The organism is Amycolatopsis tucumanensis, from assembly GCF_021654135.1.
Lineage (GTDB): Bacteria > Actinomycetota > Actinomycetes > Mycobacteriales > Pseudonocardiaceae > Amycolatopsis_E > Amycolatopsis_E tucumanensis.
This window is the reverse complement of sequence record NZ_JAKGSD010000004.1, coordinates 46590-61772: the sequence shown is the minus strand read 5'-3', so window position 1 is coordinate 61772 and position 15183 is coordinate 46590. Positions and strand designations below refer to the sequence as shown.

At 72.1% G+C, this 15183-nt stretch carries 16 protein-coding genes; 12 read left to right on the top strand and 4 right to left on the bottom strand.

Annotation, left to right across the window (positions count from 1 at the left end):
• Positions 1-32: 32 nt before the first annotated feature.
• Together L2C96_RS06590 and L2C96_RS06585 are read right to left on the bottom strand one after the other, a co-directional pair.
• On the bottom strand, positions 33-1268 hold the full coding sequence (locus L2C96_RS06590) for an FAD-dependent oxidoreductase (protein WP_237335552.1): 1236 nt from the start codon (positions 1266-1268) through the stop codon (positions 33-35).
• Complete coding sequence (locus tag L2C96_RS06585; protein WP_237335551.1) at positions 1265-2473, bottom strand: MFS transporter; 1209 nt, start codon at positions 2471-2473, stop codon at positions 1265-1267. Before L2C96_RS06585 ends, L2C96_RS06590 begins: the two co-directional genes overlap by 4 nt.
• A gap of 126 nt (positions 2474-2599) precedes the next feature.
• On the opposite strand from L2C96_RS06585, the gene L2C96_RS06580 reads away from it, so the two are divergent.
• The 5 genes from L2C96_RS06580 to L2C96_RS06560 all read left to right on the top strand — a co-directional run bounded on the left by L2C96_RS06580 (position 2600) and on the right by L2C96_RS06560 (position 5687).
• On the top strand, positions 2600-3469 hold the full coding sequence (locus L2C96_RS06580) for a LysR family transcriptional regulator (protein ID WP_020418390.1): 870 nt from the start codon (positions 2600-2602) through the stop codon (positions 3467-3469).
• 122 nt (positions 3470-3591) lie between these two features.
• Positions 3592-4152 (top strand): orotate phosphoribosyltransferase, encoded by a 561-nt coding sequence (gene pyrE / locus L2C96_RS06575; protein ID WP_027935926.1) that lies wholly within the window; start codon positions 3592-3594, stop codon positions 4150-4152.
• A gap of 123 nt (positions 4153-4275) precedes the next feature.
• Positions 4276-4659: a DUF2784 domain-containing protein gene (locus L2C96_RS06570; protein ID WP_237335640.1), complete on the top strand. Its 384-nt coding sequence runs from the start codon at positions 4276-4278 to the stop codon at positions 4657-4659.
• A 15-nt stretch (positions 4660-4674) separates the two neighbouring features.
• Entirely contained in the window at positions 4675-5040 is a 366-nt protein-coding gene (locus L2C96_RS06565) for a hypothetical protein (RefSeq protein ID WP_237335550.1), read from the top strand.
• On the top strand, positions 5037-5687 hold the full coding sequence (locus tag L2C96_RS06560; protein WP_237335549.1) for a TrmH family RNA methyltransferase: 651 nt from the start codon (positions 5037-5039) through the stop codon (positions 5685-5687). Before L2C96_RS06565 ends, L2C96_RS06560 begins: the two co-directional genes overlap by 4 nt.
• Here the strand turns inward: L2C96_RS06560 and L2C96_RS06555 are convergent.
• Positions 5653-7833, bottom strand: coding sequence for a molybdopterin-dependent oxidoreductase (locus tag L2C96_RS06555; RefSeq protein ID WP_237335548.1), 2181 nt, complete (start codon positions 7831-7833; stop codon positions 5653-5655). The two genes, L2C96_RS06560 and L2C96_RS06555, sit on opposite strands and share 35 nt — an antisense overlap.
• A 56-nt stretch (positions 7834-7889) precedes the next feature.
• Here L2C96_RS06555 and L2C96_RS06550 point away from each other — a divergent pair, with 56 nt between their 5' ends.
• Entirely contained in the window at positions 7890-8879 is a 990-nt protein-coding gene (locus tag L2C96_RS06550) for a glycoside hydrolase family 76 protein (RefSeq protein WP_237335547.1), read from the top strand.
• A gap of 96 nt (positions 8880-8975) precedes the next feature.
• On the opposite strand, the gene L2C96_RS06545 is transcribed toward L2C96_RS06550, so the two are convergent.
• Positions 8976-9986 carry a LacI family DNA-binding transcriptional regulator gene (locus L2C96_RS06545; protein ID WP_237335546.1) on the bottom strand — a complete coding sequence of 337 codons (1011 nt, stop codon included), beginning with the start codon at positions 9984-9986 and terminating at the stop codon, positions 8976-8978.
• A gap of 118 nt (positions 9987-10104) precedes the next feature.
• Here L2C96_RS06545 and L2C96_RS06540 point away from each other — a divergent pair, with 118 nt between their 5' ends.
• Genes L2C96_RS06540 through L2C96_RS06515 form a run of 6 tightly spaced genes read left to right on the top strand, consistent with a single transcriptional unit; the run spans position 10105 to position 15109 of the window.
• Positions 10105-11109, top strand: a complete 1005-nt coding sequence (locus L2C96_RS06540) for a substrate-binding domain-containing protein (RefSeq protein WP_027935929.1) — start codon at positions 10105-10107, stop codon at positions 11107-11109.
• On the top strand, positions 11106-12089 hold the full coding sequence (locus tag L2C96_RS06535; protein ID WP_020418401.1) for an ABC transporter permease: 984 nt from the start codon (positions 11106-11108) through the stop codon (positions 12087-12089). Before L2C96_RS06540 ends, L2C96_RS06535 begins: the two co-directional genes overlap by 4 nt.
• Entirely contained in the window at positions 12086-12892 is an 807-nt protein-coding gene (locus tag L2C96_RS06530) for an ATP-binding cassette domain-containing protein (protein ID WP_020418402.1), read from the top strand. The genes L2C96_RS06535 and L2C96_RS06530 overlap by 4 nt, the downstream gene beginning before the upstream one ends.
• Positions 12889-13728 carry a PfkB family carbohydrate kinase gene (locus tag L2C96_RS06525; protein ID WP_237335545.1) on the top strand — a complete coding sequence of 280 codons (840 nt, stop codon included), beginning with the start codon at positions 12889-12891 and terminating at the stop codon, positions 13726-13728. The genes L2C96_RS06530 and L2C96_RS06525 overlap by 4 nt, the downstream gene beginning before the upstream one ends.
• Positions 13725-14366 (top strand): nucleoside/nucleotide kinase family protein, encoded by a 642-nt coding sequence (locus tag L2C96_RS06520; RefSeq protein WP_020418404.1) that lies wholly within the window; start codon positions 13725-13727, stop codon positions 14364-14366. The genes L2C96_RS06525 and L2C96_RS06520 overlap by 4 nt, the downstream gene beginning before the upstream one ends.
• Positions 14363-15109, top strand: a complete 747-nt coding sequence (locus tag L2C96_RS06515) for an SDR family oxidoreductase (RefSeq protein WP_020418405.1) — start codon at positions 14363-14365, stop codon at positions 15107-15109. The genes L2C96_RS06520 and L2C96_RS06515 overlap by 4 nt, the downstream gene beginning before the upstream one ends.
• The last annotated feature ends 74 nt before the right edge of the window (positions 15110-15183 follow it).

The window sequence follows — 15183 nt, the reverse complement described above, 5'->3', positions numbered from 1 at the left end:
GCAGCGCAGGCCACGCTGCGGCAGGCGGGGGCTCAATCCGGCAGTCGTGCGCCCTGGCGCTGCAGTTCCTCCCGCACGGCGGCCGCGCTCACCGCACCCCGGGCACTCAGCGCCGCCGCCACCCCCGCCGCGTGGCCGGTCGCGAAGGCCGTCCCCATGGCGCGCAGCGAAGCGCCCGCACCACGGTCGCCGTCCACGGTCCGGCCCGCGCAGAACAGGTTCAGCGTGTTCCGGCTCCATAGCACGCCGAGCGGGATGCCGTAGTAACCCGGCTCGCCGATGAACCGCCACTCCGACGGCACCCCCACCCCCGGGTGGTACTCGATCGGCCACGCGCCGATCGCCACCGCGTCGTCCGCGGGGGCCGGCGACAGCACGTCCTTCTCGGTCAGCTGGACCCGTCCGACCAGGTGCCGCGACTCGCGCGTGCCCAGTTCCGGGCCCGTGCTGACGATGTAGGCGTCCGCGCACCCCGGCAACGTCCGGATCACCCGCAGGTACGCCGCGGCCTGCCGTCGTGCGCTGCGTTCGGCTCGGCTCGTGTCTGCGGCGTCGCGCGCGTCGTAGCCCTCGTCCGCCAGGTACGTGATCAGGTCGCCGGACACCGGCATCCGCGCGATCAACCCGGATTCCGCCGTCAGGCCGGGCAAACCACGAACCTTCGCCGCCCGGACCGCCTCCCGCACCGCATCCCGCGAGACCTCGGCGTTCGCCGCGATCCCGCCGAACCGCACACCCAGCGTGCCGTTCTGCACCCAGCCGTCGTTGCCGTACCGCACCTCCGCGCCCGCGTGCTGCGCCAGGTCGGCTTCACCGGTGGCGTCCACGAACACGTCCGCGGAGTACTCGTGCACCCCGGCGTGATCGGCCACCCGCACCGTCCGAACGCGATCGTCCACTCTGGACGCGTCCAGCAGGTGCGAGTGCAGCAGCACGTCCACCCCGGCGGCGTCGCACAGGTCGTCGGCGACCCGCTTCACCGCTTCCGGATCGAACACCACCGCCACCGCGGTGAAGCGCGTCGGCTCGCTCACCGCGCCCAGCTCGCGCAGCCCGTCGAGCACCTCGCCCGCCACGCCGAACACCACCTGCTCGCGGTCCTCCCGCGTGAACAACCCGCAGTACGTCACCACGTTCCGCAACGTCGCCGCCCCGCCCAGGCACGGTCCGCGCTCGATCAGCAGCGTCCTGGCCCCGGCCCGCCGCGCGCCGACCGCCGCGGCGATCCCGGCCGAACCGCCACCGGCGACGATCACGTCGTAGTTCACACAGCCTCCTTCTCGCGATCCGGCGCCGGCTGCTGTTCGCGGACGCCGAGCATGAGCAGCGCTCCCACGAGCGGGCCTGCGGCCAGCGTGGCGAACGCCGCGAAGAACGAATGGGTCGCCTGGAACACCGCGCCAAGCACCACCGGCACGACCGTGCTGCCGAGCTGCCAGAACGCGTTCGTCGCACCGGCCGCCGAACCGGCCAGGCCGACCCCGGCGATGCGCGGAATCATCGCGACCATCAGCGGGCTGTAGACGTAGGCCGCGACGCCGAGGAACGGCGCCACCCACAGGAAGCCGGTCAGGCTGTCCCGCGTGCCGAACACCAGCAGCGCCACCACGAACGCGCCGAGCACGACGACGGTCAACGCCTTCCGCCTGCCGCCGAGCAGGTCGGACACGAACCCGATGCACGGCTTGGCCGCGATGGCGGCGATCCCGAAGATCGCGACCACCCCGCCCGCCTGCACCCCGGTCAGCCCGTTGCCCTTGACCATCAACGCGTTGGACCACGTGATGAACCCGTAGGTGCCCCACAGGCCGCCGAACCCGGCCAGCCCGAGCAGCCACAGATCACGCGAGCGGGCCAGCGGGCGCAGGTCCGGCACCGCGCGTTCGGCCGCGTCTTCGGTCCGCGTGCGCACCAGGAGCAGGCACAGCACCGCGATGACCATCGAGGCGCCGCCGAACACGTGGTACGACGTCTGCCACCCGGCGGATTCGAGCAGCCGCGGCACGACCGCGTTGGCGATCACCGTGCCGAGCGAGGTCGCGGTCATGAACACGCCCATCGCGAACCCGCGGTCCTTCGGCGTGAACCACTGCGCGATCAGCTTCACGCCGGCCGAGTAGTCGCAGCCGGCGAAGATCCCGACCGCGGCCTGGAACGCGATGCCGACCGGCACGGAGTCGGTCTCGCCGAACAGGATCATGAACCCGCCGGCGAGGAACAGCGACGCGCCCATCACGACCCGCGCGCCGAGCCAGTCGGTGAGGACGCCGCCGGCCGCGTTCGAGATGACGTAGCCGACGTAGTAGCCGGTGGCGAAGACGCCCAGACCGGTGAGCGAGACCCCCAGGTGCTCGCCCACCGCGACCGACGCCGGTCCCCACGTCGACCGGTCCACCGACGTCATCGTGAACGCGGCCCAGGACAGCACCAGCACCACCCAGCGGTACGGGTCCCGGCCGGGAGTTCGACTCATCGTTGAGCGTCCCTTCTCCATTGATGTCCTGCCTGAGAGGCAGGAAGTAGTACACGTGCCTTGACACGTGCCTGTCCAATGCCGGTTAATCAGCCCGGTCATGCCTCACAGGCAGGGGAGAAGCGCGTGGAGCTGCGTCACCTGCGGTACTTCGTCGCCGTCGCGACCGAGGGCTCGCTCACCCGTGCGGCGGAACGGCTGCACCTCACCCAGCCGTCGCTGAGCCGTCAGATCCGGCAGCTCGAACGGGACATCGGGGCGCCGCTGCTGGAGCGCGGGGCGACGGGCACGACGCTCACGCCGGCCGGCGCCGCGCTGCACGCGCACGCGGTGCTCCTGCTGCGCCTGGCGGACGCCACCAGGGAGACCGCACACGCGGCCGCGGGCCGGTCCCGTGAGGTGGTGGGGATCGGCATCCCGCCCGGGCTGTCCGCGGAGTGGCTGCTGGACACGCTGGCCGCGCTCGACGCGGCGGTCCCGCACGCGGCGGTCGCCCTCACCGAGGCGAGCAGCACCGAGCAGCTCCGGATGGTCCGCGAGGGCAGGCTCGACCTGGGCCTGGTGCACGAGCAGCCGGCCGGCAGCTTGCGGGGCGCGCGGTTGTTCGACCAGCCGTTCGGGGTCGCCGTCCGGCCAGGGCACCCGCTGGCCGACGGCCCGGCGTGCCGGCTGCGGGACCTGGACGGGGTGCGGATCCTCGCCCACGGGAGGCAGCAGGTGCCGGTCGCGCACGACCGCCTGGTCGTCGCGGCGCACGACGCGGGTGTGGTGCCGCTGTGGCAGTTCGCGCAGTTCTCCGAGCACGCGCGGGCATGCGCCGAGGCGACGAAGTCGGACGCCGTGTTGCTGACCGAACACTCCGCGACGCGGCTGCTGCCGGGCTGGCCGTGGCGGCCGGTGGTGGACCCGGCGCTGGAACTGGTGACGTGGCTGGTGTGGCCCCCCTCGACGCGCACCGTGGTGGACGAGGTGGCGCGGACGATCAGCGACCGGTGACGCGCGGGAGGCGCGGGGGGCGGGAGCCCGCCACCAGGTCGAGCAGCTCGTTGATCTCCGTGGCCCGCACGTTGACCGTCGAGAGCGCAAGCCTGTCGTGGTCGTGTGTAAGACTTCCGGGCGTGGCGAACCCCGGGTTGGATCAGGCAGCGAAGTTCGAACTGGCACGTCTCATCACCGAGCTGTCGGTGGTGCACGGCAAGGTGACGCTGGCCTCCGGCAAGGAGGCCGACTACTACATCGACCTGCGGCGGGCCACGCTGCACCACGCGGCGGCCCCCCTCATCGGCCGGCTCATGCGGCAGCTCACGGCGGACTGGGACTACGTGGCGGTGGGCGGGCTCACCCTCGGCGCGGACCCGGTCGCGACCGCGATGCTGCACTCGGCGTCGGCGGACGGGAAGGTCCTCGACGCGTTCGTGGTGCGCAAGGCCACGAAGTCGCACGGCATGCAGCGCCGCATCGAGGGCATCGAGGTCGCCGGGCAGCGGGTGCTCGCCGTGGAGGACACCTCGACCACCGGCAGCAGTGTGCTGACCGCCGTCGAGGCGCTCACCGAGGCGGGCGCGACCGTGGTCGGCGTGGCGACGGTCGTCGACCGCGGCACCGGCGCGCGTGAGGCCATCGAGAAGGAAGGCCTCACCTACCGGTATCTGCTGGACCTCGACGACTTGGGTCTGTAGCCGATTCACGCCGCCCCCTAGGGGGAAACCCCGAAGTGATCTCCGGAATTCGAGTCGACATTCCTGCCTTGATCAGGAGTAACCTCGATACCAGGGGAATCGCGGGAAGGGGGCGGCGTGACGATCGCGGGAGTTCTGGCCGACATAACGGTCGGATTACACATTCTGGCCCTGCTTTACATCGGCCTCGGCGGGTTTCTCGCCTGGCGCTGGCCGCGCAGCATTTTCGTGCACGTGTTCTTCGCCATCTGGGGTGTGGTGGTCAACGTCTTCCCGATCCCCTGCCCGCTGACGGCGCTGGAGGACTACTTCCGCGGCCTGCAGGGCCTGGGCCCGCTGCCGGGCGGCTTCAACGCCTACTACCTCTACGACACGGTGTTCCCGCGCTCGATGCTGCCGGTGGTCGCCGTGGTCGCGCTGGCGCTGGTGGTCTTCTCCTACGCGGGCGCGTACCTGCGCTGGAAGCACCGCGAGCACCCGTCGACGCACGCCATGCCGCAGGCCTAGGACACAATCCTCCGTGTGGTCATCCTCCTGATCCTGCTCGGCATCCTGCTCTGCGGCGTGGTCGCCGGGCTGGTCATGCGCCCCCGCGCGCGGGCCGCGCAGGACGCCTTCGCCGACGGGGTGCAAGCGCTTGCCGCACGCACCGGGTGGCGGCCCGGCCACGCACCGCTGCCGCCGCTGCAGTCGACGTTCGTGACGATCGACGACGTCCTCGGGTCGAGCAACCACCTCCCGGCGGAGGTGGCGCAGCGGATCACCACCCAGACCGTGTTCTTCACCACCGAGCACATCGCCGCGGTGTTCCCCGGTGAGCTGACCCAGCAGGACCTCACCACCGCGACCGCGGACCTGCTCGCGGACCTGTCCGGGGCCCGCCGATGAGCGAGGAGACCGGCCCGACCGAGTGGACCGCCCGGGAACCGGTCGGCGTCGGCCCGTGGGAGGGCGAGTGGCCAACCGACGAGCGGTACGACCCGGAGCTGCTGGCCGAAGGCGACCGCCGCAACGTCGTGGACGCCTACCGGTACTGGCGGCGCGAAGCGATCGTCGCCGACATCGACCGGCGACGGCACCCGTTCCACGTCGCCATCGAGAACTTCCAGCACGACCACAACATCGGCACGGTGGTGCGCACCGCGAACGCCTTCGCCGCGGCCGCCGTGCACATCGTCGGGCGGCGGCGCTGGAACCGGCGCGGCGCGATGGTCACCGATCGGTACCAGCACCTCGAACACCACCCGGACGTGCCGTCACTGCTGACCTACGCGCGCGAGCGCGGCCTGGCGATCGTCGCCGTGGACAACACCCCCGGCTCGCAGCGCGTGGAAACCGCTGAGCTGCCAAGGGAGTGCGTGCTGCTGTTCGGCCAGGAGGGCCCCGGCCTGTCCGCCGAGGCGCACGACGCGGCGGCGGTGGTCGTGTCGATCGCGCAGTTCGGGTCGACGCGCTCGATCAACGCCGGGGTCGCCGCCGGCATCGTGATGCACGCCTGGATCAGGCAGCACGCGGACCTGTCGGCGGCCTGGTAGGCGTCACCTCGACCGGAATCCCGTTCAGCACAGCGGTTCCGGACAGCGCGTCCAGCAGGGTTTCGTCGGCCACCAGGTTGCTGTTCACGCCCGCGTGCGCCGCCGCGACCGCGGTCTGCGTGCCCGGCCCGCCGTGGCCCCAGCCGTGCGGGATGCTGACCACACCCGGCCGGATCTCCTCGGTCACCTCGACCGGCACCTCGATCTTGCCCGCCTTGGAGCTGACCAGCGCCGGCTCCCCGTCGGCCAGTCCGAGCCGCTCCGCGTCGTCCGGGTGGACCTGCACGGTGCACCGGTTCTTGCCGCGCACCAACGGTTCCAGGTTGTGCATCCACGAGTTGTTCGACGACAGCTGCCGCCGCCCGATTAGCACCAGCTCACCGTCCGGCACGTGCGCCAGTTCCGCGGCCAGGCGTGGCACGTCGGCGGTGATGGCCTCCGGCGCCAGCTCGACCTTTCCGCTCGCCGTCGACAGGATTTCCGGCAGGCGCGGGCGAAGCGGCCCGAGGTCCACGCCGTGCGGGGCGGCTTCGAGGTCCGCCAGGGTGAGGTCGTACGGCCCGGCGCGCAGCATCAGGTCGATCAGCCGCGCCGGCCCGCGCCGGTCCCCCGCGACGGCCGGGTCGAGCCCGGCGCGCTGCGCGATCTGCCCTGCGACGAACGCGTCCAGCGCCTCGATGTCCGGATCCGGGCCCTGCCCGGTGACGATGCTGGTGAGTCGCAGCATGGTCGCCCATTCCGGCGGCAGCTCGCTGGTCAGCGCGGCCGGGGTCCAGTTCGCGACGTTGCGCACGGCCAGCTGGTACAGCGCGACGTCGTAGTGCTCCCGTTCGAGCGGGGTGGGGCCGGGCAGGATGACGTCGGCGTGCCGGGTCGTCTCGTTGCGGTAGATGTCCAGCGACACCATGAAGTCCAGCCGCGCCAGGGCTTCCGCGAGCCGACCGGCGTTCGGGGTGCTCAGGCACGGGTTGCCGCTGACGGTGATCAGCGCGCGGACCTGGCCGTCGCCGGGCGTGAGGATCTCGTCGGCCAGCGTCGCGACCGGCACCTCGCCGAGCACCTCCGGCAGCCCGCGCACGCGGGTGCGCCAGCGGCCGTGCCGGAACGGGCGGCGCTTGCCGGGCGCGCTGTTCGCCTGCCCGGCGGCGGCGAGCGGGAACATCACACCGCCGGGGCGGTCCAGGTTGCCGGTGAGGACGTTGAGCACGTCGACCAGCCAGCTGGCGAGGGTGCCGAACGCCTGCGTGGTGGTGCCGATCCGACCGTAGACCGCGGCGGACTCGGCGGCGGCGAGCTCGCGGGCCATCCGGCGGATTTCGCCTGCCGGGATGCCGGTGACCGGCGCGACCGCCTCGGGGGTGAAGTCGCGGGCCAGTTCGCCGACGTCCTCGACGCCCGTCACGTGCTCGGCGAGGTGCCCAAGGCTCACGCTCCCGTCCGCGAACAGCACGTTGACCAGCGCGAACAGCAGGAGCGCGTCGGTGCCGGGGCGGATCGGGTGGTGCTCGTCGGCGACCTGGGCGGTGCGGGTCCGGCGCGGGTCGACCACGACCACCTTGCCGCCGCGCTCGCGGATCGCCTTGAGCCGCCCGCGCATGTCCGGCGCGGTCATCAGGCTGCCGTTGGAGACCAGCGGGTTGGCGCCGAGCACCAGCAGGTGCTGGGTGCGGTCGACGTCCGGCACCGGGATCGTCATGCCGTCGCCGAACAGGTAGCCGCTGGAGTAGTGCTTGGGCAGCTGGTCGACGCTGCCCGCGGTGTAGAAGTTCTTGGTGCCCAGGGCCTTGAAGAAGACGCGGCCGTAGAGCGCGGTCGACAGGTTGTGGACGCTCGGGTTGCCCGCGTACACGGCGACGGCGTCGCGGCCGTGCGCCTCCATGATCGGCAGCAGGCGCGCGTTGATCTCGGCGAACGCCTCGTCCCAGGAGACCGGGACGTGCTTGCCGTCGCGCTTGACGAGCGGGGTGCGCAGGCGGTCGGGGTCGTGGTGCAGCGCGGCCAGCGACGCGCCCTTGGGGCAGATGAAGCCGCGGGAGAAGACGTCCTCGGCGTCCCCGCGCACCTCGGTGACCTGGCTGCCGTCGAAGGTGACCGTCAGGCCGCAGGTGGCCTCGCAGAGCGGACAGGTGACATGCGCCGTTGCCATCCCCTGATCGTCGACGGAACCCAGCGACATGTCGAGGGCCAATCCATGATGGGTTCATGCACAGCGACTGGGCCGCCGCCGCGGAACGGGCGATCGTCACCCGGCACCTGCGCCGGCTCTGGGGACTGCCGGGCACGCTGCTCGCCCGGAGCGGCTGGCCGGCGACCCCCGATCAGCGGCTGCACGTGCACTGGAACTACTGGTGGCAGGCGCACCTCCTGGACTGCCTGACCGACGCGCAACTGCGGGACCCGACGCCGGCGCGCGAGGCCGCGATCGAGCGGTTCGTGTCGTCGATGCGGCTGCGGAACCGGGGCAGCTGGCGCAACGACTACTACGACGACCTGGCGTGGCTGGGACTCGCGTTGCAGCGCACCGGCCGGGACGTGGGCTTCTTCCTCGGCGAGCTGCGGTCCGGCTGGACGACGGAGGGCGGCGGCGGCATCTGGTGGCGGCGCGGGGACCGGTTCAAGAACGCGCCGTCGAACGGCCCGGCGGCGATTCTGTTCGCCAGGGCCGGTGACGTGGAGCGGGCGCGGGAACTGCTGGACTGGATGGAGAAGACGCTCGTCGACCCCGACACCGGGGTGGTGTGGGACGGGCTGCGGGTGGACAGCGGCGACCTGGTGCAGGAGATCTACACGTACTGCCAAGGGGTTTTCCTCGGCGCGTGTCTGGAAATGTCCGAACTGGACCGGGCAGCGCGCACGATCCGGGCGGTGGCCGCGAATTGCGCTCCGGGCGGGGTGCTGCGCGGTCAAGGCGGCGGCGACGGCGGGTTGTTCGCGGGAATCCTGGCGCGGTACCTGGCGCTGGCCGTGCACCGGTTGCCGGCAGGCCCGGAGGCGGACGCGGCGCGCGATCTGGTGCTCGCCTCCGCGGAGGCGGCGTGGACCGGAGCGGCCGACGCGTACGGCGGCCCGCTGTTCAGTCCGGAGTGGAACGAGCCGGCGCCCACCCCGCCCCTGCCGAAGAACCACCCGGCGCGGGACCTCTCGGTGCAGCTGGGCGCCTGGATGCTCCTAGAGGCGGCGGCCACGCTCTAAGGGTGGCAGCGAACGTGGAACTCGCGCCCGAGAACGCAGAACTCGCGTTCGTGAGCGTGGGACTCGCGCGCGGGAACGTGGGACTCGCCGAGCGCTCTAGAGGTGACAGCCGCAGGAGGCGCGGTGCATCAGGCGCGGCGGCAGGCGGACCGTCTCGTGTGGGCGGTCCGGCTCCTTGATCCGGGCCAGCAGCAACCGCACCGCGCGGCGGCCGATCTCCTCGATCGGCTGGGCCATCGTGGTCAGCGGCGGCTCCACCAGGTCCGACCACTCGACGTCGTCGAAGCCGGCCAGCGCCAGGTCCGCGCCGACCCGCAACCCCTGCCTGCGGACCTCGTGCAGCACGCCGACCATCATCGAGTCGTTGGCCACCACCAGCGCCGTCGGCCGGTCCGGCAGCGCGAGCAGTTTCGCGGTCGCCGCCGCGCCGCCCTCGCGCGAGGAGTGCCCGGACACCACCAGCTCCGGGTTCCACGACAACCCGCCGCGCCCGAGGCCGAGCCGGTAGCCCAGCGTCCGCTCCTCGGACGTGGTCAGCCCGGGCATCCCGCTGACGAACCCGATCCGCCGGTGCCCCAGCGAGGCCAGGTGCTCGGTCAGCGCCGACGTCGACTGGATGTTCTCCGACCCGACCTGGTCCACGTCGGTCCGCATGGTCAGGCGGTCGATCAGCACGGTCGGCAGCCCGAGCGACACCAGCTCGCTGATCACGCGACCATCGCCCGCCGCGGGGGTCAGCAGCATCCCCTCGACCCGCCGGGACCGCAGCGTCCGGACCGTCTCCTGCTCGGTCTTCACGGTGTCGTGGGTGTCGGCGAGCAGCACCGTGTACCCGGCCGCGGCGGCTTCGCGTTCGATCGCCTGCATCAGCGCCGCGAAGTACGGGTTGGCGAGCAGTGAGATCGCGACGCCGATCTGCCGCGTGCCGCCGGTGACCAGCGAACGGGCGATCGCGTCGCCGGTGTAGCCGGTCTCCTCGATGGCGCGCAGCACCGCGGCCTTGGTTTCCGGGGCCACCGCGCGGGTCCCGTTCACCACGTGTGAGACGGTGGTGATCGAGACGCCGGCCAGATCGGCGACGTCCTTCTGGGTGGGCCTGGACGGCATCAGAGTTCTCCATCGAGCACGAGCGATCCGCAAGCGTTTGCGCAAACGCTTGCCGGAGTAGTGTAAGCCCTCCTACCGTCCCCGTCGGCAAACGATCAGCCTCGATGGGGAGGGCAGCGTGAGACAGCGGAGTCTCCTGTGCCTCGTCACGGCCGGCTTGCTGGCCGTCAGCGGGTGCACCGTCGAACGCCACTGGGGCGGGAGTTCCGCTCCGGCGGGCAGCGGCCAGGCCAAGGTCGGCCTGGTGACGAAGACCGAAACGAATCCGTACTTCGTGGAGCTGCGCAACGCGGCGAGCGCCGCCGCGCAGGCCCAGGGCGCCGAGTTCATGGCGCTGGCCGGGCAGTTCGACGGCGACAACGACGGCCAGGTCCGGGCCATCGAGAACATGGTCCAGCAGGGCGTCACCACCATCCTGATCACCCCGAACTCCTCGACCGGCGTGCTCGCCGCGATCGAGCGGGCGCGGCAGGCCGGGGTCATGGTGATCGCGCTGGACACCGCGACGGACCCGGCCGACGCGGTCGACGCCACCTACGCGACGGACAACGTCGCGGCCGGGCGGCAGCAGGGCGCCTACGTCAAGGCCGCGCTCGCCGGCGCCGCCCCGAAGGTGATCATGATCGACGGCACCGCGGGCAGCACGGTGGACACCTACCGGCACAACGGGTTCCTGGAGGGCATCGGCCTGAAGGACGGCGATCCGGCGATCGTCGGGCGGGACAACGCCAACGGCGACCAGTCCATCGCGCAGCAGAAGATGGAGAACCTGCTCCAGCGCAGCACCGACCTCAACGCCGTCTACACGATGAACGAGCCGACCGCGCGTGGCGCGTACGCCGCATTGCAGGCCCGCGGGCTGCGGATCCTGATGGGCTCGATCGACGGCGGCTGCCAGGGCGTGCAGAACGTGCGCGACGGCCAGTACGCGGCGACGGTCATGCAGTTCCCGCGCAAGATGGCCGAAGAAGGCGTCGCCGCCGCCGTCCGGTACGCGCAGACCGGCCAGAAGCCGAGCGGGTTCATCGACACCGGCTCGGTCGTGATCACCGACCGCCCGATGCCCGGCGTGCCCAGCCAGGACACCACGTGGGGCCTGCAGAACTGCTGGGGGACGAAATGACGGCGTCCACTGTGGAGCGGCGCGAGTCGCTCGGTGAGTTCTTCCTGCGCGCCCCGGCGATCGGGCCCGCGCTCGCGCTGGTGGTCGCTGTCGTCGTGTTCTCGTTGTCCACCAGCACGTTCCTGGAGCTGGACAACCTGTCGCTGGTGGTCGAGCAGTCGCTGGTGGTCGGCACGCTCGCCCTCGGCCAGACGCTGATCATCCTCACCGCGGGCATCGACCTGTCGAACGCGGCGGCGATGGTCCTGGCGACGCTGCTGATGGCGAAACTGCTGGTCGGCGGGGTGCCCGGCGGGCTGGCGCTCATCCTCGGCGTGCTGGTCACGGCCGTGCTGGGCCTGGTCACCGGTTCGCTGGTCACCCGGGTCAAGCTGCCGCCGTTCATCGTCACGCTCGGCTTGTTCACCATGCTCACCGCGGCGGCCAAGCTGGTCGCCGACGGCCAGGCGGTGCCGATCGCGCCCGACTCGCTGCTCGCCTGGCTGGGCACCCGCCGCTACCTGTTCGGCGGCATCCCGGTCACCTACGGCATGACGCTCGCGCTGGTCATGTACCTCGTGCTCTGGTACGCGCTGACCAGGACGGCGTGGGGCAAGCACGTCTACGCCGTCGGCAACGCGCCGGAAGCCGCGCGGCTGAGCGGCATCAAGGTCAACCGGACGATCGTGTCGGTGTACCTGGTGGCCGGGCTGATCTTCGGCATCGCCGCGTGGCAGGCGCTGGGCCGGGTGCCCAACGCCGACCCGAACGCCTACCAGCTCGGCAACCTCGACTCGATCACCGCGGTCGTCCTCGGCGGCACCAGCCTGTTCGGCGGACGCGGATCGGTGTTCGGGACGATGATGGGTGCGTTGATCGTGACGGTGCTGCGCTCGGGGCTGACCCAGCTCGGCGTCGACTCGCTCTACCAGGACGTCGCCACCGGTGCGCTGGTGATCGCCGCGGTGGCCGTGGACCGGCTGGCCAGGAGGCAGAAATGACCCCGACACTCTCGGCGCGCGGCCTGGTCAAGCGCTTCGGCAGGGTGACCGCGATCGACGGCGCGGACTTCGACCTCGAACCGGGCGAGGTGCTCGCCGTGGTCGGTGACAACGGCGCGGGCAAGTCGAGCCTGATCAAGGCCCTGTCCGGGGCGCTGGTGCCGGACGCGGGCGAGATCTTCGTCGACGGCGAACCGGTGCACTTCCGCACGCCGCTGGACGCGCGGCGCTGCGGCATCGAGACCGTCTACCAGGACCTGGCGCTGGCGCCGGCGCAGGACATCGCGACCAACATGTTCCTGGGCAGGGAGATCCGCCGCCGTGGCCCGCTCGGTCTGGTCCGCAAGCTGGACACGGCGAAGATGCGCGCCGAGGCCCAGCGGGTGCTCGACGAGCTGGACATCAAGATCAAGTCGATCACGCAGCCCGTCGAGACGCTCTCCGGCGGCCAGCGGCAGGGCGTCGCGGTCGCGCGGGCCGCGGCGTTCGGCACCAAGGCCGTGATCATGGACGAGCCGACCGCCGCGCTCGGGGTCGCCGAGTCGGCGAAGGTGCTGGAGCTGATCGACCGGATCCGGCAGCGCGGCCTCCCGGTCGTGTTGATCAGCCACAACATGCCGCACGTGTTCGAGATCGCGGACCGCATCCACGTGCACCGGCTGGGCAAGCGGGTCGGGGTGGTCTCGCCGAAGACGACCAGCATGAACCAGGTCGTCGGGCTGATCACCGGCGCGCTGCGCGTCGGGGCGGACGGCCAGGTCGAGGAGGTCGAGTCGGCGGTGCGGACGGGGTTGTCGGCGTGACCGTCCTGCTCGCGGGGCTGTGCACGGTCGATCTCGTGCAGCGGGTGGCGGAGCTGCCGTCCCCCGGCGAGAAGGTGCAGTCGCTCGGCGTCGAGGTTGCCGCGGGCGGGCCGGCGACCAACGCCGCCGTCACGGTCGCGGCCCTCGGCGAGGAGGCCGTGCTGGTGACGGCGCTGGGCAGGCACCCGCTCGCCGGGCTGGCCCGCGCCGACCTGGCCGCGCACGGCGTGCGGGTCGTGGACATCGCCCCCGAGCAGGACGAACCCCCCGCGGTGAGCGCCGTCGCGGTGCGTGACCGCGACGGCGAGCGGACCGTCGTCTCGCGCAACGCCGGGTCGAACCCGGGCGCCATGCCGTCCGAACTGCCGGACGGCGTCCGAGCCGTGCTGGTCGACGGGCACCTGCCGCGGCTGGCGCTGGGCGTGGCGCGCTGGGCTCGGGACCGGGGCGTGCCGGTCGTGCTGGACGCGGGCAGCTGGAAACCGGTGCTGGACGACCTGCTGCCGCTGGTCGACATCGCGGCCTGCTCGGCGCGGTTCCGCGCGCCGGGGCCGAGCCTGCGTGAGCGCGGGGTGCCCACGGTGGTCGTGACGAACGGCCCCGGCCCGGTGCGCTGGGAAACGAGCGACGATGCTGGTGAGATCGAGGTGCCGCGGGTGCCCGCGGTGGACACACTGGGCGCGGGGGACGTCTGGCACGGTGCGCTGGTCCACGGCGTCGGGAGGTTCGGGCTGCCGGAACTGATCCGGTTCGCCAACGGAGTGGCCGCGGAGAAGGTGCGGCACGCGGGGCCACGGACGTGGGTCCCGGAGGTAGGGAAGTTGGGAGTGCGATGACGAGTCCGACGTTCGACGAGCTGCTGACCAGGGCGGAGGGCCTGGTGACGCGCGGGAGGCGGTCCATCCTCGGGATCGTGGGCGCGCCCGCGGCAGGCAAGACCACCCTGGCGCGCGGGCTGGCCGACGCGCTCGGCAACCGCGCGGTCGTGGTCGGGATGGACGGGTTCCACCTGGCGCAGGTCGAGCTGCAGCGGCTGGGCCGGACCGACCGCAAAGGCGCGCCGGACACCTTCGACGCCTTCGGTTACGTGAGCCTGCTGCGCCGCATCAAGGAGACCAAGGAGACGGTGTACGCGCCGCTGTTCCGGCGCGAGATCGAGGAGCCGATCGCGGGCGCGGTGTGCGTGCCGCCAGAGGTGCCGCTGGTCATCACCGAGGGCAACTACCTGCTGGTCGACGAGGAGCCGTGGAGCGACGTGCCCGGGCTGCTGGAGGAGATCTGGTTCCTCAAGCCCGACGAGCAGGAGCGGATCGAGCGGCTGGTCAACCGGCACCGCCGCTACGGCCGCACGCTGGTCGAGGCGAAGGGCCGGGCGCTGGGCAGCGACCAGCGCAACGCGGACCTGATCGAGACCACCGCGAGCCGGGCCGACCTGGTGCTGGAGAACCTGCCGCTGCAGAACTTCGTGATATGAGCGGGGTCCTCGTCGTCACCGGGGGCAGCCGGGGCATCGGCGCGGCGGTCGCGACGCTGGGCGCCGCGCGCGGGTACGACGTAGTGATCAACTACGCGAGCGACACGGCGGCGGCCGAGGAGGTCGCCGCCCGGGTTCGCGCCGCGGACCGGAAGGCGCTGGCCGTCCGCGGCGACGTGGCGTCCGAGGAGGACGTGATCGCGTTGTTCGACGCGGCGGCCGGGCTGGGGCCGGTCACCGCGGTGGTGAACAACGCGGCGATCACCGGCAACACGCCGGGGCGGCTGGACTCCCAAGACGTGGCGACGGTGCGGCGAGTGCTGGACGTCAACGTGACCGGGGTGTTCCTGTGCTGCCGGGAAGCGGTGCGCCGGATGTCGACGCGGTACGGCGGGTCCGGTGGCGCAGTGGTCAACATTTCGTCCACAGCCGCGCGCACCGGTTCGCCCGGCGAGTGGACGCACTACGCGGCGACGAAGGCGGCGGTCGAGACGCTGACCTGGGGACTGGCGCAGGAGGTGGCCGGCGAGGGGGTGCGGGTCAACGCCGTGGCGCCCGGCCTGGTGGACACCGGCCTGCACGCGGCGGCCGGGCTGCCGGACCGGGTGGAGCGGCTGGCGCCGACGATCCCGCTCGCGCGCCCCGGCCGGCCGGAGGAGATCGCCGAGGCGGTCCTGTGGATGCTTTCGCCCGCCGCGTCCTACGCGGTGGGCGCGATCCTGCCGGTCGGCGGCGGCCGCTGACGCTGTCCACAGCCTGTGGATGAAAGTTCGAGTTGTCCACAGGTACACCCGTGGAAACCGGGAACCCGAACGGG

Excerpts from the sequence above, each read along its gene's own strand:
- L2C96_RS06560 (WP_237335549.1), top strand. The coding sequence starts at position 5,037 with ATGAGCGAGGAGACCGGCCCGACCGAGTGGACCGCCCGGGAACCGGTC.
- L2C96_RS06585 (WP_237335551.1), bottom strand. The coding sequence starts at position 2,473 with ATGAGTCGAACTCCCGGCCGGGACCCGTACCGCTGGGTGGTGCTGGTG.
- L2C96_RS06535 (WP_020418401.1), top strand. The coding sequence starts at position 11,106 with ATGACGGCGTCCACTGTGGAGCGGCGCGAGTCGCTCGGTGAGTTCTTC.
- L2C96_RS06515 (WP_020418405.1), top strand. The coding sequence starts at position 14,363 with ATGAGCGGGGTCCTCGTCGTCACCGGGGGCAGCCGGGGCATCGGCGCG.
- L2C96_RS06550 (WP_237335547.1), top strand. The coding sequence starts at position 7,890 with ATGCACAGCGACTGGGCCGCCGCCGCGGAACGGGCGATCGTCACCCGG.
- L2C96_RS06520 (WP_020418404.1), top strand. The coding sequence starts at position 13,725 with ATGACGAGTCCGACGTTCGACGAGCTGCTGACCAGGGCGGAGGGCCTG.
- L2C96_RS06530 (WP_020418402.1), top strand. The coding sequence starts at position 12,086 with ATGACCCCGACACTCTCGGCGCGCGGCCTGGTCAAGCGCTTCGGCAGG.
- L2C96_RS06545 (WP_237335546.1), bottom strand. The coding sequence starts at position 9,986 with ATGCCGTCCAGGCCCACCCAGAAGGACGTCGCCGATCTGGCCGGCGTC.
- L2C96_RS06555 (WP_237335548.1), bottom strand. The coding sequence starts at position 7,833 with ATGGCAACGGCGCATGTCACCTGTCCGCTCTGCGAGGCCACCTGCGGC.